Source organism: Pantoea sp. ACRSB (assembly GCF_022346905.1).
In the GTDB taxonomy this organism is placed as follows: Bacteria; Pseudomonadota; Gammaproteobacteria; order Enterobacterales; family Enterobacteriaceae; genus Pantoea; species Pantoea piersonii.
Window position 1 is genome coordinate 41,565 of record NZ_JAKRNL010000007.1, and the last position, 24,687, is coordinate 66,251.

The 24,687-nt window shown below is 55.5% G+C and carries 25 protein-coding genes; 7 read left to right on the forward strand and 18 right to left on the reverse strand.

Annotated features, from left to right (window positions below; all coding sequences use genetic code 11):
* Positions 1-108 precede the first annotated feature (108 nt).
* Together dut and coaBC are read right to left on the reverse strand one after the other, a co-directional pair.
* Positions 109-567: a dUTP diphosphatase gene (gene dut / locus MHZ89_RS18360; RefSeq protein WP_311784171.1), complete on the reverse strand. Its 459-nt coding sequence runs from the start codon at positions 565-567 to the stop codon at positions 109-111.
* On the reverse strand, positions 536-1,768 hold the full coding sequence (gene coaBC, locus MHZ89_RS18365) for a bifunctional phosphopantothenoylcysteine decarboxylase/phosphopantothenate--cysteine ligase CoaBC (protein WP_311784172.1): 1,233 nt from the start codon (positions 1,766-1,768) through the stop codon (positions 536-538). Before coaBC ends, dut begins: the two co-directional genes overlap by 32 nt.
* Positions 1,769-1,949: 181 nt before the next feature.
* On the opposite strand from coaBC, the gene radC reads away from it, so the two are divergent.
* The 4 genes from radC to mutM all read left to right on the forward strand — a co-directional run bounded on the left by radC (position 1,950) and on the right by mutM (position 4,144).
* A complete protein-coding gene (radC, locus tag MHZ89_RS18370) occupies positions 1,950-2,606 on the forward strand; it encodes a RadC family protein (RefSeq protein ID WP_311784173.1) in 657 nt (218 codons plus the stop codon).
* A gap of 243 nt (positions 2,607-2,849) precedes the next feature.
* A complete protein-coding gene (gene rpmB / locus MHZ89_RS18375; RefSeq protein WP_010616494.1) occupies positions 2,850-3,086 on the forward strand; it encodes a 50S ribosomal protein L28 in 237 nt (78 codons plus the stop codon).
* 11 nt (positions 3,087-3,097) lie between these two features.
* On the forward strand, positions 3,098-3,265 hold the full coding sequence (rpmG, locus tag MHZ89_RS18380) for a 50S ribosomal protein L33 (protein WP_001051798.1): 168 nt from the start codon (positions 3,098-3,100) through the stop codon (positions 3,263-3,265).
* A gap of 69 nt (positions 3,266-3,334) precedes the next feature.
* Entirely contained in the window at positions 3,335-4,144 is an 810-nt protein-coding gene (gene mutM / locus MHZ89_RS18385; protein WP_311784174.1) for a bifunctional DNA-formamidopyrimidine glycosylase/DNA-(apurinic or apyrimidinic site) lyase, read from the forward strand.
* Here the strand turns inward: mutM and coaD are convergent, their stop codons facing one another.
* The 8 genes from coaD to MHZ89_RS18425 all read right to left on the reverse strand — a co-directional run bounded on the left by coaD (position 4,145) and on the right by MHZ89_RS18425 (position 12,303).
* Positions 4,145-4,624, reverse strand: coding sequence for a pantetheine-phosphate adenylyltransferase (gene coaD, locus MHZ89_RS18390; RefSeq protein WP_311784175.1), 480 nt, complete (start codon positions 4,622-4,624; stop codon positions 4,145-4,147).
* The gene (locus MHZ89_RS18395; RefSeq protein ID WP_311784176.1) at positions 4,621-5,397 is read right to left on the reverse strand and encodes a glycosyltransferase family 2 protein; all 777 of its coding nucleotides are present in this window, start codon (positions 5,395-5,397) and stop codon (positions 4,621-4,623) included. Before MHZ89_RS18395 ends, coaD begins: the two co-directional genes overlap by 4 nt.
* Complete coding sequence (gene waaA / locus MHZ89_RS18400) at positions 5,397-6,671, reverse strand: lipid IV(A) 3-deoxy-D-manno-octulosonic acid transferase (protein WP_311784177.1); 1,275 nt, start codon at positions 6,669-6,671, stop codon at positions 5,397-5,399. Before waaA ends, MHZ89_RS18395 begins: the two co-directional genes overlap by 1 nt.
* 85 nt (positions 6,672-6,756) lie before the next feature.
* On the reverse strand, positions 6,757-7,890 hold the full coding sequence (locus MHZ89_RS18405) for a glycosyltransferase family 4 protein (protein ID WP_311784178.1): 1,134 nt from the start codon (positions 7,888-7,890) through the stop codon (positions 6,757-6,759).
* Positions 7,883-8,959, reverse strand: coding sequence for a putative lipopolysaccharide heptosyltransferase III (rfaQ, locus tag MHZ89_RS18410; protein ID WP_311784179.1), 1,077 nt, complete (start codon positions 8,957-8,959; stop codon positions 7,883-7,885). The genes MHZ89_RS18405 and rfaQ overlap by 8 nt, the downstream gene beginning before the upstream one ends.
* Before the next feature lie 72 nt (positions 8,960-9,031).
* Positions 9,032-10,030, reverse strand: a complete 999-nt coding sequence (locus MHZ89_RS18415) for a glycosyltransferase (protein WP_311784180.1) — start codon at positions 10,028-10,030, stop codon at positions 9,032-9,034.
* Entirely contained in the window at positions 10,027-11,136 is a 1,110-nt protein-coding gene (locus MHZ89_RS18420; protein ID WP_311784181.1) for a glycosyltransferase family 9 protein, read from the reverse strand. The genes MHZ89_RS18415 and MHZ89_RS18420 overlap by 4 nt, the downstream gene beginning before the upstream one ends.
* Positions 11,137-11,178: 42 nt before the next feature.
* Positions 11,179-12,303, reverse strand: coding sequence for a glycosyltransferase (locus MHZ89_RS18425; RefSeq protein ID WP_311784182.1), 1,125 nt, complete (start codon positions 12,301-12,303; stop codon positions 11,179-11,181).
* Between the two features lie 330 nt (positions 12,304-12,633).
* Between MHZ89_RS18425 and MHZ89_RS18430 the strand changes: the two genes are divergently transcribed.
* Positions 12,634-13,611 carry a polysaccharide deacetylase family protein gene (locus tag MHZ89_RS18430; RefSeq protein WP_311784183.1) on the forward strand — a complete coding sequence of 326 codons (978 nt, stop codon included), beginning with the start codon at positions 12,634-12,636 and terminating at the stop codon, positions 13,609-13,611.
* On the opposite strand, the gene MHZ89_RS18435 is transcribed toward MHZ89_RS18430, so the two are convergent.
* Genes MHZ89_RS18435 through rfaD form a run of 6 tightly spaced genes read right to left on the reverse strand, consistent with a single transcriptional unit; the run spans position 13,594 to position 19,985 of the window.
* Positions 13,594-14,601, reverse strand: a complete 1,008-nt coding sequence (locus MHZ89_RS18435; RefSeq protein WP_311784184.1) for a glycosyltransferase — start codon at positions 14,599-14,601, stop codon at positions 13,594-13,596. The genes MHZ89_RS18430 and MHZ89_RS18435 overlap by 18 nt on opposite strands.
* Positions 14,601-15,857, reverse strand: a complete 1,257-nt coding sequence (locus MHZ89_RS18440) for an O-antigen ligase family protein (RefSeq protein ID WP_311784185.1) — start codon at positions 15,855-15,857, stop codon at positions 14,601-14,603. Before MHZ89_RS18440 ends, MHZ89_RS18435 begins: the two co-directional genes overlap by 1 nt.
* Before the next feature lies 1 nt (position 15,858).
* A complete protein-coding gene (locus tag MHZ89_RS18445) occupies positions 15,859-17,025 on the reverse strand; it encodes a glycosyltransferase (protein WP_311784186.1) in 1,167 nt (388 codons plus the stop codon).
* Complete coding sequence (rfaC, locus tag MHZ89_RS18450) at positions 17,022-17,990, reverse strand: lipopolysaccharide heptosyltransferase RfaC (RefSeq protein ID WP_311784187.1); 969 nt, start codon at positions 17,988-17,990, stop codon at positions 17,022-17,024. Before rfaC ends, MHZ89_RS18445 begins: the two co-directional genes overlap by 4 nt.
* Positions 17,978-19,036: an ADP-heptose--LPS heptosyltransferase RfaF gene (gene rfaF / locus MHZ89_RS18455; protein WP_311784188.1), complete on the reverse strand. Its 1,059-nt coding sequence runs from the start codon at positions 19,034-19,036 to the stop codon at positions 17,978-17,980. The genes rfaC and rfaF overlap by 13 nt, the downstream gene beginning before the upstream one ends.
* Positions 19,037-19,052: 16 nt before the next feature.
* Positions 19,053-19,985: an ADP-glyceromanno-heptose 6-epimerase gene (rfaD, locus tag MHZ89_RS18460; RefSeq protein ID WP_311784189.1), complete on the reverse strand. Its 933-nt coding sequence runs from the start codon at positions 19,983-19,985 to the stop codon at positions 19,053-19,055.
* A 231-nt stretch (positions 19,986-20,216) separates the two neighbouring features.
* On the opposite strand from rfaD, the gene MHZ89_RS18465 reads away from it, so the two are divergent.
* Entirely contained in the window at positions 20,217-21,410 is a 1,194-nt protein-coding gene (locus tag MHZ89_RS18465) for a glycine C-acetyltransferase (protein WP_311784190.1), read from the forward strand.
* A 10-nt stretch (positions 21,411-21,420) separates the two neighbouring features.
* Complete coding sequence (gene tdh, locus MHZ89_RS18470) at positions 21,421-22,449, forward strand: L-threonine 3-dehydrogenase (RefSeq protein WP_311784191.1); 1,029 nt, start codon at positions 21,421-21,423, stop codon at positions 22,447-22,449.
* A gap of 24 nt (positions 22,450-22,473) precedes the next feature.
* On the opposite strand, the gene MHZ89_RS18475 is transcribed toward tdh, so the two are convergent.
* Both MHZ89_RS18475 and MHZ89_RS18480 read right to left on the reverse strand, forming a co-directional pair.
* Positions 22,474-23,385 carry a hypothetical protein gene (locus MHZ89_RS18475; RefSeq protein ID WP_311784192.1) on the reverse strand — a complete coding sequence of 304 codons (912 nt, stop codon included), beginning with the start codon at positions 23,383-23,385 and terminating at the stop codon, positions 22,474-22,476.
* Positions 23,378-24,604: a glycosyltransferase gene (locus tag MHZ89_RS18480; RefSeq protein WP_311784193.1), complete on the reverse strand. Its 1,227-nt coding sequence runs from the start codon at positions 24,602-24,604 to the stop codon at positions 23,378-23,380. The genes MHZ89_RS18475 and MHZ89_RS18480 overlap by 8 nt, the downstream gene beginning before the upstream one ends.
* Positions 24,605-24,687 lie beyond the last annotated feature (83 nt).

The following is a 24,687-nucleotide window of genomic DNA, read 5'->3' on the forward strand; positions in this document are numbered from 1 at the left end:
CTTAAAAACCCCTGAAATTCACCTTAAGCAGGCACACCTTCCTGTCAGCCCTAAGCGCGAAACTTAAGGCTGATAAGAAATAAACAGATGGTTAAGCAAAAATGGGCGTTACTGGCGACCTGAATGGCCGAAACCGCCTTCCCCACGGGCGCTGGCGTCGAAATCTTCCACCAGGTTGAACTCCGCCTGAACCACCGGCACGAAGACCAGTTGCGCAAGGCGATCCCCTGGCTGCAGCGTAAAGCTCTGCTGGCCGCGGTTCCACACCGATACCATCAGCTGGCCCTGATAGTCGGAGTCGATCAGGCCGACCAGATTGCCCAGCACGATGCCGTGCTTATGGCCAAGACCGGAGCGTGGCAGGATAACCGCCGCCAGGCTGGGATCGCCGATGTGGATCGCAAGGCCGGTTGGCACCAGCGTGGTCATGCCGGGTGTGATTTCCAGCGCGCTGTCCAGGCAGGCGCGTAAATCAAGCCCGGCCGAGCCGGAGGTGGCATACGCAGGCAGCGGAAACTCCGCGCCCACGCGCGCATCAAGAATCTTTACGTCGATTTTTTTCATCATAAAGGCGGACAATCTCGTCTAATAAATGTTGGCCAAGGAGCGTCTTATCGCTGAGCGGCAAGCGTTTTTCTCCCTCCTGCCAAAAAAGGTGGAGCGCGTTAGTATCGCTGTTAAATCCCTGTCCGGCTTTCGCCACGTCGTTGGCGCAGATCAGGTCCAGATTTTTTCTTACCCGTTTTTGTCGTGCGTATTCTTCCACATTCTGGGTTTCAGCGGCAAATCCAACCACATAAGGTCGGCCCTGTTGCATCGCGGCGACGCCCGCCACGATATCCGGGTTTTTCACCAGCTGGAGCGTGACGGTATCATCTTCGCCGCCCTGTTTTTTCATCTTTTCCGCCGCAATGGTCGCGGCGCGATAGTCCGCTACGGCGGCGCTGGCGATAAAAATCTGCTGTTGCGCTGCTTCAGCCATCACGGCGGCTTCCATCTCCAGTGCCGTCGTGACGTCGATGCGTTTTACCGCAGGCGGCGTCGGCAGGTTTACCGGGCCGGTCACCAGCGTCACGCTGGCACCACGGCTGGCGGCGGCGGCGGCGATGGCGAAACCCATCTTGCCGGAGCTGTGGTTGCTGATGTAGCGCACCGGGTCGAGCGCTTCGCGCGTCGGACCGGCGGTAATCATAATGTTGAGATGTTGCAGATCGTTGACTGACGACGCCCACTGCGCCGCATGGTCGACAATGGCCAGCGGATCGAGCATGCGTCCTGGCCCCACATCGCCGCACGCCTGGCTGCCGCTATCGGGTCCCCAAATCAGCAGGCCGCGCGCCTCAAGCTGCTGCAGGTTATGCTGGGTGACGGCGGCGCGATACATCTGCTGGTTCATCGCCGGCACCACGGCGACCGGGGAAGCGGTAGCGAGGCAGGCGGTAGTCACCAGGTCGTTAGCCATGCCCGCGTTCAGGCGAGCGATAAGGTCAGCTGACGCCGGTGCCAGCACCACCAGATCCGCCCATTTCGCCAGTTCAATATGGCCCATCGCCGCTTCGGCAGCAGGATCGAGCAGGTCTTCGAATACTACATGGCCGGAAACGGCCTGCAGGCTGAGCGGCGTAATAAAGGCTTTAGCGGCGGGCGTCATCATCACGCGCACCTCAGCGCCGCGATCGCGCAGGCGGCGCACCAGCTCGGGCGTTTTATAGGCGGCAATGCCGCCGCTTACGCCAAGCAGAATTTTTTTTCCGGCTAATCCCATCATGCTGTAGGCCTCGTTTCGCTGGAAGCCGCGTCAGGCGCGGCTGGGTGGCAGGACTGTATCATAAAACCGCCCCCGCACCTTTTCACCTCTTGCGTTTACGAGCCGCCTCGTAAATTCGGCAGAGATTACTGGTTAAGTATACAGTATTTAACCATGATGTCGTCAACGGCAGGAGGCATTTATGGACAATATGACACCACGGGAAAAGTTGCGGCTGATGGGCGCAGAGGCGTTAAGCGACGTTGAGCTGCTGGCGATCTTTCTGCGAACGGGGACGGTTGGCGCGAATGTTATAACGCTGGCGCAGCAGATGCTGCAGCGGTTCGGCTCGCTTTATCACATCATGACCGCTGGGCCGGCGGAGTTTGACGAGATAAAAGGCGTCGGCGCGGCGAAGCTGGCGCAGCTGCATGCTATCGCTGAACTGGCGCGGCGCTTTTTCGCCAGCCAGATGGCGCGGGAAGATGTGATGGCGAACCCGCAGGTGACGCGACACTATCTGCAGGGCGTGCTGGCGCATCAAGAGCGGGAGATCTTTATGGCGCTGTTTCTTGATAATCAGCATCGCGTCTTGCAGGCGCAGAAGATATTTATGGGTTCCATCAACAGCGTCGAGGTGCATCCGCGTGAAATCGTGCGCGAGGCGCTGAAGCTTAACGCGGCGGCGATTATTCTGGCGCATAATCATCCTTCCGGAATGGCGGAGCCCAGCCGCGCCGATCGCCATATTACGCACAAAGTAAGCGCGGCCTGCGCCCTGCTTAATATACGTCTGCTCGATCATCTGGTGATTGGTCACGGCGAATATGTCTCTTTTGCGGAGCGTGGCTGGCTGTAAAAAGCCCCTCTTGCCAGGTGCAGATGGCGGGTTTTTGCACGATCTTCAGGGATCTTTATCTGTTCGGGACTTGAGCACTTGCGCTGAGCGGCGTATACTACGCCACCTTTGAGAATCTCGGGTTTGGCGTTTGGGCCAGCTTAGCGGGTTCACATGGAACTCGCCTGGCGGGCTATGAGCCTGACGAGGCGGCCAAGACCTAGTTTTTAAAGCTCGAGCTGATTTGATTTTTGGAGAATAGACATGTCACGAGTCTGCCAGGTAACTGGAAAGCGTCCGGTGACCGGTAACAACCGTTCCCACGCAATGAACGCGACGAAACGCCGTTTCCTTCCGAACCTGCACTCACACCGTTTCTGGGTTGAGAGCGAGAAGCGCTTCGTTACTCTGCGTGTATCTGCTAAAGGTATGCGTGTTATTGATAAAAAGGGCATCGATACGGTTCTGGCCGAAATCCGCGCCCGTGGTGAGAAGTACTAAGGAACTGAATCATGGCTAAAGGTATTCGTGAGAAGATCAAGCTGGTTTCCTCTGCTGGTACAGGTCACTTCTATACCACCACGAAGAACAAACGTACTAAACCTGAGAAGCTGGAACTGAAAAAGTTCGATCCGGTTGTACGTCAGCACGTGATCTACAAAGAAGCCAAAATTAAATAATTTTGGTGTTCTGTGAAAAACCCGGCTTCGGCCGGGTTTTTTGTTTTTGCCGCTTTTTGAGGAGAGAACATGCCGGAATTACCCGAGGTCGAAACCAGCCGACGCGGCATAGAACCGCATCTGGTGGGCGAAAAGATTTTACATGCGGTGGTGCGTAATTCGCGTCTGCGCTGGCCGGTGTCGCAGGAGATTCATGCGCTCAGCGACCAGCCTGTGCTGAGCGTGCAGCGCCGCGCCAAATATTTGCTGCTGGAGCTGCCCCACGGCTGGATCATCATCCATCTTGGCATGTCTGGCAGCCTGCGTGTGCTGCCGGAAGAGCAGCCCGCCGCGAAGCATGACCATGTCGATTTAGTGATGAGCAACGGCAAAGTGCTGCGCTACACCGATCCGCGCCGCTTTGGCGCCTGGCTGTGGAGCACCGATCCCGAAGGGAGCAACGTGCTGGCGCATCTGGGCCCTGAACCACTCAGCGATGCCTTTAGCGGCGACTATCTCTATGAGAAGTCGCGCGGCAAGCGTACGGCGGTAAAGCAGTGGCTAATGGATAATAAAGTGGTGGTCGGCGTCGGTAATATCTACGCCAGCGAATCGCTGTTCACGGCCGGGATCCTGCCCGATCGTCCGGCAATGAGCCTGAGCGATGAAGAGGCGCAGCGTCTGGCCGCGACCATTAAGGCCGTACTGCTGCGTTCCATCGAGCAGGGCGGTACGACGCTACGCGACTTCTTACAGAGCGACGGCAAGCCAGGCTATTTTGCTCAGGAACTGCAGGTTTATGGACGCGCTGGCGAACCCTGCCGCGCCTGCGGCACGCCGATTGCCAGCGGTAAGCATGGGCAGCGCAGCACCTTCTGGTGCCCCAACTGCCAGCGTTAATCAGGCCAGCTTCGCCAGCAGCGCCTGGAGCACATGCGGCGGCAGAAAGGCGCTCACGTCGCCGCCGTGGCGCGCCACCTCTTTTACCAGTGAAGAAGAGATAAAAGAGAAGCCTTCGGTGGGCATCAGGAACACGCTCTCCAGCGTCGGCAGCAAATGGCGATTCATATGGGCGAGCTGCATCTCATATTCAAAGTCAGACACCGCACGCAGGCCGCGCACCAGCACGTTGGCCTGCTGCGTTCGGGCGAAGTTCGCCATCAGATCGCTAAATCCTACTACCTCGACGTTTGGCAGATGCGCCACCATGCTGCGTGCCAAATCGACGCGCTCATCCAGGGTAAACATCGGCTTCTTGCTCGGGCTGGCGGCGACCGCCATAACTACCTGATTAAACATCTGCGCGGCGCGCGTCACGATATCAAGATGACCGAGCGTAACGGGATCGAAGGTTCCGGGATAAATCGCTTTAGTGCTCATAGACGACCTTTATCTGCGGCATGATTCAGCGCCCACAGCGCGGAATATTTATTGAAAGTGTACTGTGCGTTGACTACGGCCAGAATCCATCCCTGCTTGCCGTCGAGAAAGCCTGCGCGCAGCAGCAGCGTCTTCAAAAAAGCGCCCAGCGTATGGGTAAATATCGAGAAGAGGCCGCAGCGCTTGCCGCGCTGGTGACGCTCCTGCGCCCATGCGGCGGCGTAGGCCAGCTGCTTTTGCTGGAAAACAATCAGGTCGCGACAGGTCAGATGCTGCAGGTCGCCCTGCAGCCGGACAACCGGCGCACCCTGCGTTTCCAGCGATTCATGCACCAGGTTGTCGTTATAGGTCAGCGCGCGCGGATAGAGGCGCATCACGCGATCTGGATACCAGCCGCTGTGGCGCATAAAGCGGCCGAGAAAAAGGTTGCTGCGGTTCAGGCTGTATACGTTTGCCGAGGGCGGCTGCGTTAGTACCGCCTCAATACTGGCGCGCAGCGTCGGCGTAACGCGCTCGTCGGCATCGATCATCAGAATCATATCGCCGCTGGCATAGCGCTGCGCGCGCTGGCGCTGTTTGCCGAAGCCGGCCCACGCCTCGGCGTGATAGACCTTTGCGCCCGCCTGTTGGGCAATCTCGGCGGTCTCGTCGCTGCTGCCGGAGTCCAGCAGGATAATCTCATCCGCCCAGCTGACCGAGGCGAGACAGTCGGGCAGCAGCGCCGCTTCGTTTTTGGCAATCATTACCACAGAAAGACGTTGGCGAGCGGTCATCAGTGGGCCCGTGGCGGTAAATGAGGTTCGAGTAACTGTAGCAAACGCTGCAGTGCGCCCTGGTTCTGGTGCAGCACCTCAACCGCGTGACGGCCGTAGTAGAGTCGGTAATCCTCATCCTGCAGCAGATTGGTCACCTCTTTCTCCAGCGACACAATGTCAGTCACGGTAATCAGGCCCTGCGCCTGCTGCAGCTTGCTGCAGATATCTTTGAAGTTCCAGGTGTGCGGCCCCATCAGTACCGGAATGGCGTGCGCGGCAGGCTCCAGCGGATTATGTCCGCCGCGCTCTACCAGGCTGCCGCCGACAAAGGCGAGATCGGCGATACCGTAGAGCAGCATCAGCTCGCCCATGGTGTCGCCGATAACAACCTGCGTCGAGCCGGAGGGGATTTCGCCGCTGCTGCGCAGGATAAAGCTGAAGTTGCGTTTTTGCGTCAGATCGCGCGCGTCGCTGAAGCGCTCCGGATGGCGAGGCACCAGGATTAGCAGCAGATCGGGAAAGGTCTGCAGCAGACGGCGATGCGCATCGAGCACAATCGCCTCTTCCCCTTCATGGGTGCTGGTGGCGATCCAGACTGGACGGCGCGGCGCCCACTGACGACGCAGCGTAATTGCTCTGGCCGCCAGCTCAGGCGTGACGGAAATATCGAATTTCAGGCTGCCGGTAACCGCCAGCTGCGAGCGCTTCAGGCCCAGCGCCAGAAAGCGATCGCCATCTTCCGCATTCTGTGCGGCGATAAGGGTGATGCGCTGCAGCAGGTCGCGCATAAAGCCGCCCAGCTTGCGATAGCCCTTAGAAGAGCGTTCCGACAGCCGGGCATTGGCGATCACCAGCGGAATCTGACGCTGATGCAGAATGCGGATAATGTTGGGCCACAGCTCGGTTTCCATGATGATCACCAGACGCGGATTGACCGTGTCGAGGAAACGATTAATGGCGCCCGGCAGGTCGTAAGGCAGGTAAACGTGATGCACATCTTTGCCGAACGCCGACTGCGCCCGCTCAGAACCGGTCGGCGTCATGGTGGTGACGGTAATCGGCAGGGTGGGATAGCGATGACGCAGCGCGCGTACTAACGGAATCGCCGCCAGGGTTTCACCGACGGAAACCGAGTGCAGAACAATGCCGTCCGGCTCCACTTTTCCCGTGCAGTAGCCGTAGCGCTCAGCCCAGCGTTTACGGTACGCCGGCGCTTTACGACCGCGCAGCCAGAGGCGCAGCCAGATGAGCGGCTGAATGAGGTAGAGCAGAACGGTATAAAGGGTTGTCATAGTTATCGTTTCGACAGCCTGGCAGAAAAAATTTCACATAAATCAATCTATGTTATCAGAAAGCCTAAATACGCTCATCACTTTGTCAGCGACGCGACAGAACCTGCTGATAAAGCGAAGTCAGCGACTGCGCAAGACGCTGAGGTCCGTAAGGCTCAATTCTACGCCTTGCGGCTTCGCCTAAGCGCGAATCAGCTGAAAGCGCCGGTATCGCCATAATAGCCTGATTCAACGCCTTGATATCTAACGCATCGCAAACGAAGCCTTCCTGACCAGCGGTAATAAATTCCGCGCCGCCGCAGCCGGTGCTGGTAATCACCGGCAGGCCGCAGGCCATCGCTTCCAGCACCACATTGGGAAAGGGATCGTAGAGCGTCGGCAACAGCAGCCCGTCGGCGGCGTGGTAAAAAGGCTGCACATCCTGCTGCACGCCAACAAAGCGCAGTCGGTCAAGACAGTTCAGCTGATTCGCCAGCTGCTGATAGCGCGACAGCTGCTTGTCCTGTCCGACTACGATCAGATAGCGGTCGCTGTTCGCCAGCGCCTCAATCGCCGCCTTTAAACCTTTCCGCTCGAAGCCGGAGCCGACGTAGATGAGTACAGTGGCGTTGTCCGGCAGCTGCAGCTGCTGACGTGTCGCATGGCGGCTCGCCTCGCTGGCGGGCTGGAAACGCTGCGCATCAATAGCGTTATGGATAACGTGGATTTTCTCCGCGCTCAATGAAAAGCAGCGCAGGATGTCGCGCTTGACCATTTCGGAGTTGCAGATCACCGCTTTCAGAGAGGAAGCGTTAAACATCTCCGCTTCCGCTCGTAGCACATAGCGATGATAGGGGCTGAGCGCGGCGCTCATACGCTGCCACGGCGAGACGATGCGCGCCCGTTGCTCCAGCCAGACGCGATGCACGCCGTCGCCGGCGCGAAAAATATCGCAGCCCGCGATGCGCTCGTGGCTCTGAACAATATCGAACCGCTCTTTTTCCCAGCAGGCGCGCGCTGCGCGCGCAAAGCCGCGCTCGCGCGAAATACGGCCCAGCTTAGGCGGATTGCAGATATGCAGATGCCAGTCAGGATTGGGCGTGCCCTGCCAGCTGCGCGTGATGATATTGAGATCCAGCTGCTCGCTGCCAAGCGCTTCGAGCGCGCGTGAGATAAAACGTTCGGCACCACCGTCGGGACGGTATTTTTGCCGGACAATCGCCAGGCGTAATTTAGTCATGTAAGTACTTCCTTGCCGCCTCGACCACATCTTCAACCGGAATGGCGCTGAGATAACGCTGGCGGGTATTGGTATCGATGGCGTCAGGATCGGGCAGCGGGCCGTAATCGCCCGCCCAGATGACGTGGTTATGCTCGCCCCATGGTCGCCAGAACTGAAGCTTGGTCGGGCCGAACAGCGCGATGCAGGGCGTGTCGAGCGCGGCGGCCATATGCATCGGCGCGGAGTCCACGCCGATAAAAAGCCGGGCGCGGTCAATCAGCGCCGCCAGCTGCGGCAGCGTAAGCTGGCCCGCCAGCGATACCAGATTCGGCGTTGTGCAGAGCGCCTGGATGCGCGCGATCATCTCCATTTCATGCTTGTCGGGCGCGGCGGTCAGTACCACTTTGCGGTTCGCCTGCGCCAGCTGGTCGATAGTTGCGGCGACCTTCTCCTCTTCCCAGCACTTAAAATTCCAGCGCGAGGTAGGCTGTACGACGATAAAAGAGGCGTCAACGCCCTGTTCAGCCAGCAGCGCATCGACTTTTTGTCCATCAACGGCGCTGTAATGCATAGAGACGCGCGCGCCTTGCGGCGTAATGCCGAGCGGCGTCAGCGCCGTCATATTCTGCTCAACCGTATGAAGCTGATTATGGTTGCGGGTCGGGACCAGAGCGTTGTGACAGAGCCGCCAGAATGCGTTGTCGCGCTTATTGAAGGCAAAGCCGATACGCAGCGGCGCGCCGCTGAACAGGGTAATCAGCGCGCTGCGCCATTGGTCGGCGAGATTGATAACCACGTCATAATGACTGGCGCGAACGGCGGCAAGCAGATCGCGCTCGTGGCGCAGTTTGCGCCAGCTTCCTTCCTGCTTCCATTTGCGGTCGATAACGTGCAGCTGACGAATTGCCGGATGCGCTTCCAGCATCGGACGCGTCTCTTTGTAGAGCAGCACGTCGATATTGGCCTGGGGATAGCGCTGGCGTAGCGCGTTGATGACCGGCGTGGTAAGCAGCATATCGCCGTGGTGGCGCAGCTTGATTAGCAAAATATTGTGTGGGGTAACGTCTGCGTGAGTCGGGTTTGCCATACACAAATGCTCTTAATTTTCAGTGAGGCGATTGTAGGGCAAACCCTTCGGAGGTGAAACCTGCGGCGGCGGTTATTTGTCTCGCCAGCGCCAGAGTCGACTCAGCCACAGCAGCAGCTGATACCACTGTTTGATGCCGCGCGCATTGCGCAGCATACGTAGATGCGTTTTGCTGGTGAAAATATCGTTGATTATCGCCTGCTTCGCTGCGGGATCGGGCTCGCGGCGCACGCAGTGGCAGACGCTGAGCGCTTCGTGGGTAATTTGTGCATGAAAAGCCGGATAAATCGTCACGCTCTCTTTATAACGCGCGTTGATCTCCTCCAGCATGCGGGCGATCTTCAGATAGTGGCGCTGATACTCCACGTTGCGCTGACCGGTACGTTTACGGTTGCTGATTGAGGCATCGTGCAGGTAGTAGCGATAAAACACCTGCTCGGTATAACGGACGCGCTGCGCGTTCAACATAAACTCGGTGGTCCAGGGAATATCCTGATGATGCAAACCCGGCTCGAACCAGAGCTGTTTTTGCTCGATCAACGATCGGCGATAGATGCCCAGCCAGACCACATGCAGATAGCGTCGCGTTTTCAGCGCGGTATTAAGCCACTCCGCGCCGCCCAGCACCGGCGTGCTGCGCAGGCGATCCAGCGGAATTATCGGCCTGGTGCGCTGGTCGCGCTGAAAAAACCACTCGGCATTGCACTGCGCGGCGTCAAGATTGTCCTCTTCCGCCATTGCCACCAGGGTTTTATACATCTCTGGCTGCATGGTGTCGTCTGAGTCTGGAAAGGTGACATATTTGCCGCGCGCGATGCGCAGACCGGCGTTGCGCGCGCGCGACACGCCGCCGTTTTCCTGGTGAATAACGGTGACGTGGGGATGCTGTGCCGCATACGCTTCGGCGCGCGCGCCGGAATCGTCGGTGGAACCGTCGTTGACGATAATGATTTCCAGCGAGGTCAGCGTCTGTGCCAGCAGCGACTGCATAAAGGCATCGAACATCTCACCCGCGTTGTACATAGGGGAAATGATGCTGAGCAAAGGGAAATAATCAGGCTTTCCTGTCATATTGGCTGTTTGTTTTTCCGTCGCGCCAGCTGCTTATCCAGCCTGGCGGAAATAAAATCGTGAATATCGTTAAGCTTGCGCTGGTCCAGTTTATACAACTGTTCGGCTGGTTGATGGAACTGATAAAGCGCATCAAACACAAAGGAAGAGGGGGCAATGTGGTCAGGGCCAATTAACAGTACGTCGCCAAGCGGGCGCTGCTCCTCTACGCTACATGGGCCGTATATCAGAATAACAGGCACCTGCTGCGCATCGGCGATATAGACATTCCCGGAATCTGAAGCGACATAAAAATCCATTTCGCGGATGGCGGCCGGCAGGCTTTCCAGCGGCACTTTTCCCACCAGGTTAACAATATTTTCTCGCTCGCCGGTCACCTTAAAAAGCTCCTGCATCCGGGTCTGCTCATTGGGCGCGCCAAACGCATAAAAGGTACAGGGCAAATCATTTAGGCTGTCGAAAAGGGTTTTCCAGATGGCTGGAGGAATCGTTTTGGCCTGATTGCCGGCGGTGATGCTGAAGCCAATCTTTGCACCCTGGCCAGCAAAAATTTCTTTCGGCAGGGCGTCAGGTTGCCAGAGAGGACGGGTGGCGTGTCTGGGGTAGCTCTCTTTAGTAAAAGAGCGGTCAGCCAGTTTTAAATAGTTTTCTACCGTCAGCGTATTTTTTTCATGGCTGACGACGCCGCTGGCGGTCAGGTAGAACAGGTTTTGATAAGCTTTGCGCTTATAAGTGGTTAAAAACTGCTTATTGCTGGCATTACAGCAGGAGGCAATAAATAAATTCAGATTGTTGGGATGCAGAAGATAGATGTTGTCGTAGCGGTTGAGAAGCTGCCATACCAGCCTGAATTTCTTGAGCAGGCTGCTTCTGTAATCCTCAATATACCAGAGCGTTTCCAGCGTATCGTCACGCTCCGCCAGCGGCGCAACGCTGCGGCTTAGCAGCGCATCGCTTTTTTGCAGATGCGCCAGCAGCGGCGTGATATTAACGAAATCACCGATTTTCGCTGTCTGAATCACCAGATTTTTACCTTTTCGTGGATGCAGCAGCTTCATCACCCACTTTACCGGCAAAAAAAGCAGAAAAAGTATCACGTAATTCAAAATGTTTTCCCTTTATCCGGTCACGCCGAAAGGGAGACCTTCTTAGCTCATTAGTTGCGGAGCGGCAGATAATTCCTTATGTGGCGGCTGCGCAAGCTGCAGGTATTGTTCACAAATGACGGAGAGACTATAAATGCTTAGGTCGAGATGATGCAACTCGGGCGGGTAATGATAAATTTCATGCATTTTTTCCGCCAGAGAGGCGGCGTTCAAATCAGCGAGACCACGCGACAAGTCATTAGTCAGAATCGTTGCTGGTCCGCCCGGGCAGCGCGTGCTGACGACTGGCGTCTGGCAGATCAGCGCTTCCACCAGAACATTACCGAATCCTTCGCTGTCAGAGCTGACGACCAGCAGCCGGGCATGGCGTATCCAGGGATAAGGGTTTGCCTGGAATCCCTGAAAAATAACGCGCTCTGCAATACCCAGTTTTTCCGCCTGCTGGCGCAGCTGTGCCTCGCGCTCCGGACGTCCCTGACCCAACAGCACAAGCGGAGCCGCAATACCGCTTTGTGCATAAGCCTCAAGAAGCCGGTCATGACGTTTGGTTTCGTGGAAGCGGCCAACATGCAGGATAAAATCGGTGCCTGCAAGCGGGCAGGGTTTTGCCGCAAGCTGTTTGATTAGTTCAAAATCAAACGGGTTGGCGATAACGCGCGAGCGGCTGGGCCTGACGCCAATATTTTCAGTTAAATCTTCAAGCACATAAGGCGAGACGGCAATAAGCTGACGATTTTGATAAACATGACGGATTTTAAATCGCTTCAGCCAGAGTGAAAAACCTGATTTCCTGGCCAGATAGGACGCGGAAAAGACGCCATGCAGACAGTGCCATGTTTTTGTCTGATCCAGTACGCGTGAATGTTTAACGATGCGATCGGTTTTGTGGAGGTGTGAAAACACCAGATCGAAATCACCTTTTGTACTCTGTGACTTTTCAATTGCCTGATCGAGGAGCTGCGCACGGCGATGCGTTTCAGTAAGCTTGCGCCAGGGAAGTTTGCAGTTATCCTTAACGACCTGATAATCAACGCCATCCGGGATAGGGTAGTCGCATACGCTGCGCAAAGAGAAAAGGGAGACGCGATGTCCCTGATTAACCAGACCTTCCGCCAGTGTCAGGACGACTTTCTCAGCGCCTCCGCCGGGTAAGCCATCAATGATCATCAGTATGCGTTTCGACAAAATACCTACCTCAAATTGCCAGCCTTTACAGAGTTAAATAGAAGGCTGCTTCGACCTGGCAGAAAAAAGTGTGTAAACACTAATGTTGTTATGGTCCCAATCTTAAAGGAGCCATGCTGGGATATCCTACCCTTGTTTTATAAAACGTTAACGTAACAAGGCGAAAGAACTTACAGCTTAAATTATTTTAGTTTAACCAAACATGCTCTGCTGCAAATCAGAGTAAGAACTCTGCCATTAAATTTTTTGCCACTTGCGTCCTGCCTGCGTAACATAACAGCTTACTGCGCCACCTCGTTTTACGGATAAGCAATGGAAAAACCAGCTTTTTTAATTACGCTCGATACTGAGGGCGATAACCTCTGGCGCAACCGTAGCGGCCAGGTTACCACGCATAATGTTCGTTTTTTGCCGCGATTTCAGGCGTTATGTGAAAAGTATGGTTTTAAACCCACCTGGCTGACCAATTACGAGATGGCAAGCGATCCCGCCTATGTTGAGTTCGCCCGCGATATGCTGGCGCGTGGTCAGGGCGAAGTAGGAATGCACCTGCACGCCTGGCATAGCCCGCCAGCTTATGCTCTAACTGATGATGACTGGCGCTACCAGCCCTATCTGATTGAATATCCAGAGCAGATTTTGCGCGACAAAGTCGCCTTTATGACCGACCTGCTGGAAAAGACTTTTCAGACGAAGATGTGCAGCCATCGCGCTGGGCGCTGGGCATTTAACGAAATTTATGCGCAGGCGCTGGTGGATAACGGCTATCTCGTCGATTGTTCGGTTACGCCGCGCGTTGACTGGCGCGGATCCGCCGGAGCGCCGCAGGGTAATGGAGGCACTGATTATAGCCGCTTCCCCGATCGCGCCTATTTCCTTGACCAGAACGATATATCGCAACCTGGACAGTCAGGCTTATTAGAAGTGCCTATGAGCATCCAGTATCGACACGGCCCCCTTGCAACCCGACTGAAATCCGCCTGGGACAACCTGCGAGGCAAGCGGCGCGGCCCTTCCGTAAACTGGCTCAGACCCGTAGGCGGCAACCTGGCACAGATGAAACGGGTAGCAGAACAGTCACTGGCTCAGGGGTGCGATTACGTGGAATTTATGCTCCACTCGTCTGAATTCATGCCCGACGGCAGCCCGACCTTTAAAAATGAGGCGGATATTGAACGACTGTATGACGATCTTGAACAGCTCTTCAGCTGGCTGCAAAGTCGTACTCAGGGCATGACGCTGACAGAATTCGCCATTCAGAAAAAAGAGCAGCTACTCGCGTCGGCGTAAGGCCGACGCTGGCTTCTTTTTGCCGATGCGGCGCATGGCGGAAAAGAAGGTATCCAGGCCCGGATAGCGCATCTGCCAGTATTTTTTCGGCTTGCAGTAGCCTCGGCAAATCAAGGCGGCGGCTTTTAGCGATTTTCTGGTCTCAGGGGAATAGTAGTAGTAGCCATAGAGCGCCTTTGACATGCTTTTTACTTCGCTAAAGCAGTTCAACATCATGTCCGCCGCCAGCCTGCGGAAATCTGGCTCATTGCGCCGCGTTTCAGCCAGAGTTCGCATCTTTTCCAGCGCAAAAAGCATATCTCTGATATCGCTCTGGCGAATATTGCGCGTTATGCCGCCTCGGTTGTCACGATAGTAATACAAGGTATTATCCAGATGACAAATATGGCGGGTTTTAAAGTACTGGAAGGGTGTAAAAATCACATCCTCATAACGACGGCCATCTTCGAAGCGGTCGCCTTCCAGCAGGGTGCGCCGATAAATACGGTTCCACAAATGCCACATCGCGCGTTTAAACAGCGGATGTAAACAGGCGAGGCCTTGTCCCTGAATATCATAAACCTTTCGCTGCGCCGTTTCGCTTTGCGGCGCCACAGGCGGCGTCTCGTCAAAGCGGGCGTAATTGAAATCAATAAGATCGTCGCTACCTTCAAGCAGCACTGGCTTAATGACAGAGTAATAGTTGCTGCTTATCAGGTCATCGCCATCCAGGAAAGTAATAAACTCGCTGTTTGCATGACGTAACCCGACATTACGCGTTGTTGCAATGCCCTGATTTTCCTGCTGGATAAAAGTAATATGCTGGTGAGGATAACGCGCTAATAGCGTGGCAACCTGTTGTGCTGAGCTATCAGTAGAACCATCGTCGATGATAATAACCTGCATATCGTCATCAGCCTGAGTCAACAGTGAGGTCAGGCAGGGAACAATAAAGGCTGCATCGTTGTGAAAGGGAACGATGACGCTTAGCAGATAAACCTGTTCTGCCATTAGCTTCTGCCCTCAGAGAGATTATTCTGTTTCATTATCATCACGCTGAAAATAATTGCCAGGCAATACAGCAAGGTTCCTTCCGTACTAAAGAAAATTACATCGCTCAAACCATAAACGATGAGCGATACAGATAGAGAAAGAAGGGCTGAGTTACGCATCGGCCTGAAGGAACAGTAGATCAAACTCAGATAGAGGCCGATTAAAGAAATAACGCCGAAAAGGCCTTTTATAGAGAAGTTTTCCAGTAGCTCATTGTGCATGTGCACGGTCAGATAAATCCGTGCGCCATAGAGGCTGGGGTCTTGTTTAATCAGCGCTTCAGCCTTCTGCCCGCGTTCCTCGGCAGATTGACCCGCCAGGGCGCTGGCGCCGGTGTGGAAGGCAACAGTCTGCATACTGATACGAGAGATTAGCGAATTTTCTCCCTGCGTTTCATGCATCATGGCAATGTTTTCTTTGAAGTCATGAATGCGAGACTGGATTTTACTTTGAAAAGCCAGCGCACTAATCACCAGCAATACCGGTAGGGCGGTAAACAGAATGATTTTATGCTTACGCTGTATGACGTCCTTAGTAAACAATACCTGAATCAGGACCAGTATAGGGTAAGCCAGCATAGCTGCCCGCGTTCCGGTCAGAATGACAGTAGCGTACGTCACTATAAATAACAGAGCGAACAGCCATATTTTATGTCGCGTCCTGAACAGCAAAGCCGATTTAATAAAAACCAGGTTTACGGCGGTGATGATATAAGCAGCAACGGTCGCCCGGTCATAATTGAGCTCTACCCGGTCAATGTTGAGATGAATACCTTGATAAAGCGCATAGCTGTTTACGGCCAGGCCGGTCATAACGGCGGCGATGATTGCGGCGCGCTGGCTTATACGCCTTTCGTTTAGCGTTACCAGCAGCAAAAACGAGGCTGCAATTTGTAGCCTTCCGGTCGACTGATACTGGCGGTAAAGGGTAATGTAATCCCCGGGCTGTTTATAGAGTGTGGTCCAGATAATGCTTACCATCCCGACAAGGAAAAGAGCACCGGGCAAAATCAGGTTTTTTTTCTCTTGCAGATAATATCTGGAATGAACAATAAATCCGGCCAGTGCCAGATAGCTGGTGATATAAAATACGTTTCTGCCGAACGATCCACCGAACGGGGCCGTCAGAAAAGCAAGGGCGCATCCGGAGAAAATGAGCAGGCTAAAAAATAAATGCGGCGTATCCTGTCGAAAAAGAGTCGGCTTAATTTTCATATCAGCTACCAGTTATAGCGTTCAACGCACCGTTAAATTCGATCCTGAAAACGGCGTAATCAAAATGCTCTTTCGTCCAGCGTTTTGCCTCTTCGCTAACGCGCTGATAGGTTGGCGGATTTAATAAGGTTTCTATAGCGTCCGCGCAGGCGGTATGGGAAAGCAATAGCGGGCGGGTCATCATATTTTTTACGGGATCGTAGACGTCGTAAGGAAAATCTACCCGTATGCCCGTCAGCTTTTCATGCTCCTCAATGGTAACGGAAGGCGTCAGTCCGATACCACACACGCCATTCTTTATAACCTCAGGCTGACCATCGATCAGAGGGTAAATAACAGGCACGCCGAAATAGAGGGACTCCATACATGACAGGCCGAAAGGTTCAGTAACCGGCGTACTCATATAGATATCAATACGATTAAAAAACGGCGCAATATCCTGCTGGAAGCCGCTGAAAGTGACTTTTTCCTCAATACCCAGTTTTCTGGCCAGAGCGGCAAAAGCATCACGGTCAGGCCCTTTGCCCGCGATTTCAAGGGTAACGTTGTGACCCCGCTGCAATAATTCTTTCAGCGTCAACAGGGTGACGCTAATCCCCTTCAGGCTGACCTGGCGCGAAGCTGTACCGATTTTAATCGGGGACGTCAGGACGCGAGGTTCTGTCCGGATACCGGGCGGAGTCATGATGCGGTTAATTACCACATGATGAGGGCAGGGCAGATTAAAACGATGCTTCATTACCTGAGAAGAAGCAGAAGATGCAGAGATAACGCCATCTAACATGCGCATAAAACTCAGGGTCTTATGATTCTTTGGATAGCGCCAGGAGCAGCCATGATCGTAATAAACCAGCTTTGCTCGCTTCGGTTTTGCCGTCAGCCGGGGAACTAAATCCCAGACCACAATGACCTGCGCATCGCTGGCCTCAACCCGCTTTTGCAGGAGATATTTTCTGAGTGACTGGGGCGCTTTTAATTTAAGGCCGTTAAACAACCGGCTCGCGAAGGTAATCTTTTGCTGCGGCATCTGCTGACGAATCTCTTCATCGATCTCATTGCTGATGCAAATAACCTCATCCTTTCCCTCAGAAAAATCATTGATGTACTGCAGAAAAAGGCGTTCAACGCCGCCCATCTTACCAAGATTGATAATATGAAGCTTTTTCATCCTAAAGCTTTCTCCAGCCTTTCTTTGACAGCTTCCGCGCTAATATCTGACATATCGTTGCCCTGAGGCGGACAGATAGCCTGCTGATTTTGTCCATAGCCCCCAATCAGGCCCGGATCCGTTGGCCCGTAAAGCGTGATATTCGGACGATCCAGCGCCGCGGTCAGATGGCTCAGTCCGGTATCTACGGACACAACCGCCCTGGCACCCGCCAGCTCGCGCGCTATCGCTTCCAGCGTCAGCTTCGGCAGCACCTCAACGTAATCAAAACCTTCCGCCAGGCGCTGGGCGCGCTGGTGCTCGTGCTCGGCACCCCACGGCAGCTTGATACGCAGTCCGGCTGGCTGCAGCAGGCCGATCAGCTCGCGCCAGTGGCTTTCCGGCCAGTGTTTGTTGTCACGCGTAGTCGCATGGAGGAACACCAGATAAGGGGCAATATCCTGCGGCTCGTCGCGCAGAAAGTGTGCGGCGATGGCATAATCGCCCTGGGTCTGCGGCTTCTCATAGCCGAGGCTTTTGGCGAACAGTTCGCGCGTCCGTTCTACCGCATGCTGCTTCTTATCAATCTCATGGCGTTGGTCGTACCACCAGCTGGCGAAAGGTTCGCGCGCGCTGCGGCTGTCCTGGCCATGCTTAACGCCCCTGGCCAGACGGGTCACCAACGCGGCGCTCTTAATCAGCCCCTGCGCATCGATCACGACGTCATACTGGCGCGACTGCAAATCGCGCTTGAAACGCACGCGCTCTTCGCGCTGCTGGCTGCCGAACCAGTGTTTGCGCCAGCGGCGAATCGCTACCGGCAAAACTTTATCCACCGCCGGATGCCAGGAGGGGATCTGGGCGAAATTCTCCTCCACCACCCAGTCGAAGCGGATACCGGGGATCGCCTGCATGGCATCGGTTAAGGCGGGAAGCGTATGAAGTACATCGCCCATCGACGAGGTTTTGACGATCAGGACGTGCATGCCTTCTCCTGCGGGTGAGCCAGCAGTTCGCTCAGCTCCTGATGAACGCGCGTCGGCTGAATATCGATCAGGCTCTGATGATAGCCCTCTCCGGCATCGCCTTTGCGCACCTTATGGTAGCCGGTGATCAGACGAATAATGCGCACCTGCCTGGAAAGCGGCGGCGTAAAGTCGGGGCTGCTTGGCCCATAGAGGGCTACCAGCGGGCGATTGAGCGCGGCGGCAATATGCATCAGACCAGAGTCATTGCTGACAACGGCGTCGCAGCGCGCAATCAACATTACCGCCTGCTCAAGCTGCGTTTCGCCCGCCAGGTTGCGGCAGTAATGTCGCGCTTCCGCAGGCAGCGCCGCGATAATCTCTTCGCCGCAGGCCCGGTCTTTTGCCGAACCGAACAGTACCACCTGCTTGCCTTCGGCAATCAGCTGCTGCGCCAGCGCGGCGTAGTGATAGTGCGGCCAGCGCTTCGCCGGGCCAAATTCCGCGCCGGGGCAAAAACCGATCAGCGGACGCTCCGCCGACAGCTGGAACTGGGCGGCGGTCTCGATTTTTTCCTGATCTTCTACCTGAAGCTTCGGCCAGAGCAGCGGTTGCGGCAGCTGCTGCGCCGAGGCGACCGGCGTGTCGCAGGCTAACGCAATGTAACGCTCCACCATCAGGGGAAACGCCGCTTTGTCCAGCACGCGAATATCGTTCAGCAGGCCGTAGCGCATCTCGCCGCGCCAGCCGATACGGCGTTTGATTCCGGCGAAGAAAGGCACCAGCGCAGATTTGAAGGAGTTAGGCAGCACATAGGCGCGATCGTAACCGCTGGCGCGCAGCCTTTTGCCAATGCGGCGACGCTCGCCGAGCGCCAGCGCGCCGTGTCCCAGCGGCATCGCCAGCGCCTGGTTGACTTCCGGCATGCGCGACAGCAGCGGACGGCACCATGCAGGCGCCATCACATCAATCACGGCGTCCGGATGCTGAGCCTTGAGGGTGCGATAGAGGCTTTGCGACATCATCATATCGCCGACCCACGATGGGCCAATAACCAGAATTTTCATCGCCGGTACGCGTTCCTTATGCGCTGCGGTTCAGCCAGGCCATATACTCGGCCACGCCCTGCGCCACGGTTTTGAACGGCTTGTCATATCCAGCCGCACGCAGGTTAGTGAGATCCGCCTGAGTATAGGCCTGATAGCGGCCTTTCAGCTTATCCGGGAAGGGAATGTATTCGATTTGCCCTTTCTGGTGGAATTTCAGCACCGCGTCCGCCACTTCCTGGAACGATTCGGCGCGGCCGGTACCGCAGTTATAGATGCCCGAAATGTTATTTTCCCAGCACCACAGATTGACCGCGACCACATCATCAACGTGGATAAAGTCGCGTCTGAAGTTATCGCTGCCTTCAAACAGCTTGGGATTTTCGCCGTTGGCGATTTGCGTATTGAGGTGGAACGCCACGCTCGCCATGCTGCCTTTGTGGCCTTCGCGCGGGCCGTAAACGTTGAAATAGCGGAAGCCGCATACTGGTGATTCCGCTTCCGGCAGGATCTGACGCACGTAGTGGTCGAACAGCATTTTCGAATAGCCGTAAACGTTCAGCGGCTGCTCATATTCGCGCTTCTCAATAAAGTTGTCGTTGCGACCGCCGTAGGTCGCGGCAGAAGAAGCGTAGAGGAAAGGAATTTCACGCTCCAGGCAGTAGTGCAGCAGATCTTTGGAGTACTGATAGTTATTGTCCATCATGTACTTGCCGTCCCACTCCGTCGTCGCGGAACAGGCGCCTTCATGAAAAACTGCCTCAATCGGACCCAGATCTTCGCCCGCGGCGATATAGGTCAGAAACTCCTCTTTATCCATGTAGTCGCTGATATCCAGATCGGCCAGATTGACAAATTTGGTGCCGTCTTTGAGGTTGTCTACAACCAGAATATCGCGAATACCACGCTCGTTGAGCCCCTTGACGATATTGCTGCCAATCATTCCTGCGCCGCCAGTGACGATAATCATGTGCTCTACCTTAAAAGTTGGGGCGCGAAACAGGCGGTTTCACGCGCTAATGTCTCACATCATAACATTTCGTCACGGAGCAGACAGCCAGATGACTCTGACACGCTGTCGCCGCTCCGCCCGCTGACGTGAACTATGCTGCAAAATTAACATTCTCCTGGTCGATTTATCGTTAGCATCCTTCTTATTCAGTAAGATGTGCCGAATTTATGCCATCTGAGGAGAACAATGATGCCAGCGCAATTTTATCAGCAGATCCGCCAGCAGCTGGATGTGGCGCACCGGGAAGGATTGTTTAAGCAGGAGCGCATCATTACCTCCGCTCAGCAAACCGATATTGAAGTCGGCCACGATCGGGTTATTAACTTTTGCGCCAACAATTACTTAGGACTGGCTAATCATCCTGCGTTAATCCAGGCGGCAAAAGAGGGTATGGAGTCGCATGGCTTTGGTATGGCCTCGGTACGCTTTATCTGCGGCACGCAGGATACCCATAAGCAGCTGGAGAAAAAGCTGGCGGCGTTTCTCGGCATGGACGATGCCATTCTCTATTCATCCTGCTTTGACGCCAACGGCGGGCTGTTTGAAACCCTGCTGGACGCGGAAGATGCGATCATCTCCGACGCGCTAAACCATGCCTCGATTATCGACGGCGTGCGGCTCTGCAAGGCGCAGCGCTATCGCTACGCCAACAATGATATGCAGGCGCTGCGGGCCTGTCTGGTTGAGGCGCGGGACAAAGGCGCGCGCCATATCCTTATTGCTACCGATGGCGTCTTCTCTATGGATGGCGTGATCGCTAACCTGCGCGCCATCTGCGATCTCGCCGACGAGTTTGATGCGCTGGTGATGGTGGATGACTCCCATGCGGTAGGCTTTGTCGGCGCGGCCGGCCGCGGCACGCATGAATATTGCGACGTTATGGGGCGCATCGACATTATTACCGGCACGCTGGGCAAAGCGCTGGGCGGCGCCTCCGGCGGCTATACCGCCGCTCGTGCAGAAGTAGTCGAATGGCTGCGACAGCGCTCGCGCCCCTACCTGTTCTCCAATTCGCTGGCGCCTGCGATCGTTGCCGCCTCAATTCGCGTGCTCGATCTGCTGAGCGAAGGCGATGGTCTGCGACAGCGCTTGTGGGACAACGCGCGCTTCTTCCGCGAGAAAATGACCGCAGCCGGTTTTACCCTGGCGGGCGCCGATCACGCCATTATTCCCGTGATGCTGGGCGAAGCCAGCGTGGCGCAGGAGTTCGCCCGCCTGCTTCAGCAGGAGGGGATTTACGTTACCGGCTTTTTCTTTCCTGTGGTGCCGCGCGGTCAGGCGCGCATCCGCACGCAGATTTCGGCAGCGCATACCCAGCAGCAGCTGGAGCGCGCAGTAGACGCCTTTACCCGTATTGGAAAACAGCTTGGCGTGATCGCCTGAGGAGCTCTGAATGAAAGCGTTAGCCAAACTTCATGCGCAGGAAGGTATCTGGATGGTTACCGATGCGCCGATACCGGAGCCGGGCCATAACGATTTGCTGATCAAGATCCGTAAAACCGCTATCTGCGGCACCGATATCCATATCTATAACTGGGATGACTGGTCGCGGAAAACGATCCCTGTGCCGATGATCGTCGGACATGAATATGTTGGCGAAGTGGTGGCGATCGGCCAGGAGGTGCGCGGCTTCAGCATCGGCGATCGCGTCTCTGGCGAAGGGCATATTACCTGCGGACACTGCCGCAACTGTCGTGCCGGACGCACCCATTTATGTCGCAATACCATTGGCGTGGGCGTAAACCGTCAGGGCTGTTTTGCCGAGTATCTGGTGATCCCGGCTTTCAACGCCTTCCGCATCCCTGACAATATTTCCGACGAGCTCGCCGCGATTTTCGACCCCTTCGGCAATGCGGTGCACACCGCGCTGTCGTTCGATCTGGTCGGCGAAGATGTGCTTATTTCCGGTGCTGGCCCTATCGGCATTATGGCGGCGGCGGTCTGTAAACATGTCGGCGCACGCAACGTAGTGATCACCGATATCAACGACTATCGCCTTGAACTGGCGCGCAAGATGGGCGTGACGCGCGCGGTTAACGTGGCGCGTGAGGATCTGCGCGTCGTCATGCGCGAGCTGGGGATGACGGAAGGTTTTGACGTCGGGCTGGAGATGTCCGGCGCGCCGCCTGCGTTCCGCACGCTGCTGGAGGTGATGAATCACGGCGGACGCATTGCGCTGCTTGGCATCCCGCCGGGTGAAATGGCTATCGACTGGAATCAGGTAATATTCAAAGGACTGTTTATTAAAGGCATTTATGGCCGTGAAATGTTCGAGACCTGGTACAAGATGGCGGCGCTGATTCAGTCTGGGCTCGATCTTACGCCGGTGATCACCCACCGCTACTCTATCGACGACTTCCAGCAAGGCTTCGACGAGATGCGTTCCGGGCGTTCAGGCAAAGTGGTGCTGAGCTGGGATTAAAAAGCCGCACAGGCGGCTTTATGGCTATTGCTGTTGCTTCTCCGCATCCGTCAGGTAGCGCACTTTCCGGGTGTAATCCTGTCCCTTAAAGGTCAGCGGCTGGCGGGGATCATCCAGGTATTTCTGCCATTCAGAAAGAGGAAAGCCGCCGTGTGCGCCCACCACTTCAGGCGGTATAACCCCCGGCTTGCCGCCAATGCGTTTAGAGACCGGCCAGTTTGCCCATTCGCCCAGGTTAACGGTGCGGAGGTCGAGCAGATCCAGCAGGCACGCCAGCGGCAGCTGATCGGTTGGCGGCTGGCTGTCATTCATTAATTTCCATGTGTCATCAAATAATGTCAGCCAGAGCGGGCAGACGCGCTGCCAGGTCTGGCGCGTGGCCGCCAGATAAGCGCCGTTCACATGGTCTACCAGGTAAGGGCGAACGCTGAGCTGATAATAGGCGGGGATGGCTTCCTGCGCCGCGCCAGCCAGTTTGGCAATCATTTTCCCCTGGCGGAAGCTGGAGTAAAAATGCCCGGGTTTCATGCTGATTTCAGGCATCTTGAGCAGGTTGAGATCGGAATCGATCATCAGGATCCCGTCACCCTGCGCGTGTAATGGCGCCTGTATTTTAATTAGCCGGCTGCGATAAATTTGCTTGTAGGGGTAGGACTCTTCGCGCTGCGGCACTTCCAGCGTCACAATGCGAGTTTTGCCCGGCAGCGTGCCAAATGCAGCGGCGGGCTGGTCGCTAACGATAACGATCTCCTGGGCCGCCGTTGCAAAACGTTCGGCAAACAGCGCGCTGAGCTTCGCCTCTTCAACGTAATCTTCCCCGGTACAAGGGATAACGATTGATGTAACGGGGATCTCGCCCTGCACGTCAGATTGTGAGTAGGGCAAGTTATGGCGTGCGCGCACGTGACGAAAGCGCGGGTTAAGAAAATTAAGCATGCTTCTTCCTTGTGACGCTTTTCAGGATGGCTTCTACGCCTTTAACGTAGTTTTCGATAGCGTATTGGGCCCGAACGCGCGTCGATGCGGCATGGGTTAATCGTTGACGCAGGGCCTGATCCTGCCAGAGCGTGATGAGATGTTGTGTTAACTGTGCGACATCGCCATATTCAAACAGCAGGCCAGTGTCGTTATGGCTGATTAATTCTTCAGTGCCAACCACGCGGGAACCTGCCACGGCGGTGTTTACCAGCATCGCCTCCAGCACGACGCGCGGCAGGCCTTCGCTACGTGACGCCAGGATAAAGACGTCAAAAGCGGCGAGGTAATCCAGCGCGTTATTCTGAAAACCGGTAAAGATTACCCGATCGAGAATATTTTCTCTCTCGGCCTGCTGGCGCAGCGGGCCTGCTTCCGGCCCATCGCCAACCACAATCATTTTCCAGTTCGCATCGGGACAGGCCTGTTTGAAATGGCTTAACGCTTGCAGAACATGATGGTTCGATTTGCGCAGGATCAGCGAGCCAATAGTCCCGAAAATAAAGGCGTCTGCCGGCAGGTTTAAGCGCTGGCGCACCGTCACGCGGTCGGGTAAAGGCTGGTGGATATCAATCGCGTTGGAGACGGTAAAACAGCGTGAGGCATCAACTCCGCTGGCGCGTAATGTCTGGTTTACTCCATGCGAGACGGCAATCACCGCGTCGCACCCATCGTTAACCATTTTTACCAGACGGCTGTTCATCAGCGGTTCAATGCGGCAGTGCTGAACAACGGAAATATCAAGACCGCGTGCGGCAACGTAGCCTTCAACATTCGTGCTGGGCTGATTATTCATATAGAGCGTATCGTAGCGCCCCTGTTGCAAAAGCGCGCGCAGCTTGCTGGCGTTAGGCAGGACGCGCCAGCGCGCGTCAATAGCGTCGACCGCCTCTTTTTTCAGACGACGGCTGAAGAAAAGTAGGGCGCGTGCAGCTTCCTTAGCGAGTTTCGCCCAGGCAGGCTGCTTTCTCTGCGGAATAAAGATCACCGGTATATTGATGGCGTTCAGAACCGATTCGATGGTTTCGCCATTGCCGCGCGTGTAATTGTGATAAAAGCAGCAGGTGATATCAAAAGCGTCACGGTCGATGCGTTTAAGCAGCTCCAGCATGCTGTTGGTGCCGCCGCCCCATTCTCTGCCGTTATCCAGCAGCATAATTCTTTGTTTCGCCGTCCCCATCCTGACAGAAATCCTTATAACCGGTCTGCGTAGCTCGCTCGGATTATAGTGATTTCTGTTCAGAAAAGAATGTTAAGGCTGCG

Excerpts from the sequence above, each read along its gene's own strand:
- dut (WP_311784171.1), bottom strand. The coding sequence starts at position 567 with ATGATGAAAAAAATCGACGTAAAGATTCTTGATGCGCGCGTGGGCGCG.
- coaBC (WP_311784172.1), bottom strand. The coding sequence starts at position 1,768 with ATGATGGGATTAGCCGGAAAAAAAATTCTGCTTGGCGTAAGCGGCGGC.
- radC (WP_311784173.1), top strand. The coding sequence starts at position 1,950 with ATGGACAATATGACACCACGGGAAAAGTTGCGGCTGATGGGCGCAGAG.
- rpmB (WP_010616494.1), top strand. The coding sequence starts at position 2,850 with ATGTCACGAGTCTGCCAGGTAACTGGAAAGCGTCCGGTGACCGGTAAC.
- rpmG (WP_001051798.1), top strand. The coding sequence starts at position 3,098 with ATGGCTAAAGGTATTCGTGAGAAGATCAAGCTGGTTTCCTCTGCTGGT.
- mutM (WP_311784174.1), top strand. The coding sequence starts at position 3,335 with ATGCCGGAATTACCCGAGGTCGAAACCAGCCGACGCGGCATAGAACCG.
- coaD (WP_311784175.1), bottom strand. The coding sequence starts at position 4,624 with ATGAGCACTAAAGCGATTTATCCCGGAACCTTCGATCCCGTTACGCTC.
- MHZ89_RS18395 (WP_311784176.1), bottom strand. The coding sequence starts at position 5,397 with ATGACCGCTCGCCAACGTCTTTCTGTGGTAATGATTGCCAAAAACGAA.
- waaA (WP_311784177.1), bottom strand. The coding sequence starts at position 6,671 with ATGACAACCCTTTATACCGTTCTGCTCTACCTCATTCAGCCGCTCATC.
- MHZ89_RS18405 (WP_311784178.1), bottom strand. The coding sequence starts at position 7,890 with ATGACTAAATTACGCCTGGCGATTGTCCGGCAAAAATACCGTCCCGAC.
- rfaQ (WP_311784179.1), bottom strand. The coding sequence starts at position 8,959 with ATGGCAAACCCGACTCACGCAGACGTTACCCCACACAATATTTTGCTA.
- MHZ89_RS18415 (WP_311784180.1), bottom strand. The coding sequence starts at position 10,030 with ATGACAGGAAAGCCTGATTATTTCCCTTTGCTCAGCATCATTTCCCCT.
- MHZ89_RS18425 (WP_311784182.1), bottom strand. The coding sequence starts at position 12,303 with ATGATCATTGATGGCTTACCCGGCGGAGGCGCTGAGAAAGTCGTCCTG.
- MHZ89_RS18430 (WP_311784183.1), top strand. The coding sequence starts at position 12,634 with ATGGAAAAACCAGCTTTTTTAATTACGCTCGATACTGAGGGCGATAAC.
- MHZ89_RS18435 (WP_311784184.1), bottom strand. The coding sequence starts at position 14,601 with ATGGCAGAACAGGTTTATCTGCTAAGCGTCATCGTTCCCTTTCACAAC.
- MHZ89_RS18440 (WP_311784185.1), bottom strand. The coding sequence starts at position 15,857 with ATGAAAATTAAGCCGACTCTTTTTCGACAGGATACGCCGCATTTATTT.
- MHZ89_RS18445 (WP_311784186.1), bottom strand. The coding sequence starts at position 17,025 with ATGAAAAAGCTTCATATTATCAATCTTGGTAAGATGGGCGGCGTTGAA.
- rfaC (WP_311784187.1), bottom strand. The coding sequence starts at position 17,990 with ATGCACGTCCTGATCGTCAAAACCTCGTCGATGGGCGATGTACTTCAT.
- rfaF (WP_311784188.1), bottom strand. The coding sequence starts at position 19,036 with ATGAAAATTCTGGTTATTGGCCCATCGTGGGTCGGCGATATGATGATG.
- rfaD (WP_311784189.1), bottom strand. The coding sequence starts at position 19,985 with ATGATTATCGTCACTGGCGGCGCAGGAATGATTGGCAGCAATATCGTC.
- MHZ89_RS18465 (WP_311784190.1), top strand. The coding sequence starts at position 20,217 with ATGCCAGCGCAATTTTATCAGCAGATCCGCCAGCAGCTGGATGTGGCG.
- tdh (WP_311784191.1), top strand. The coding sequence starts at position 21,421 with ATGAAAGCGTTAGCCAAACTTCATGCGCAGGAAGGTATCTGGATGGTT.
- MHZ89_RS18475 (WP_311784192.1), bottom strand. The coding sequence starts at position 23,385 with ATGCTTAATTTTCTTAACCCGCGCTTTCGTCACGTGCGCGCACGCCAT.
- MHZ89_RS18480 (WP_311784193.1), bottom strand. The coding sequence starts at position 24,604 with ATGGGGACGGCGAAACAAAGAATTATGCTGCTGGATAACGGCAGAGAA.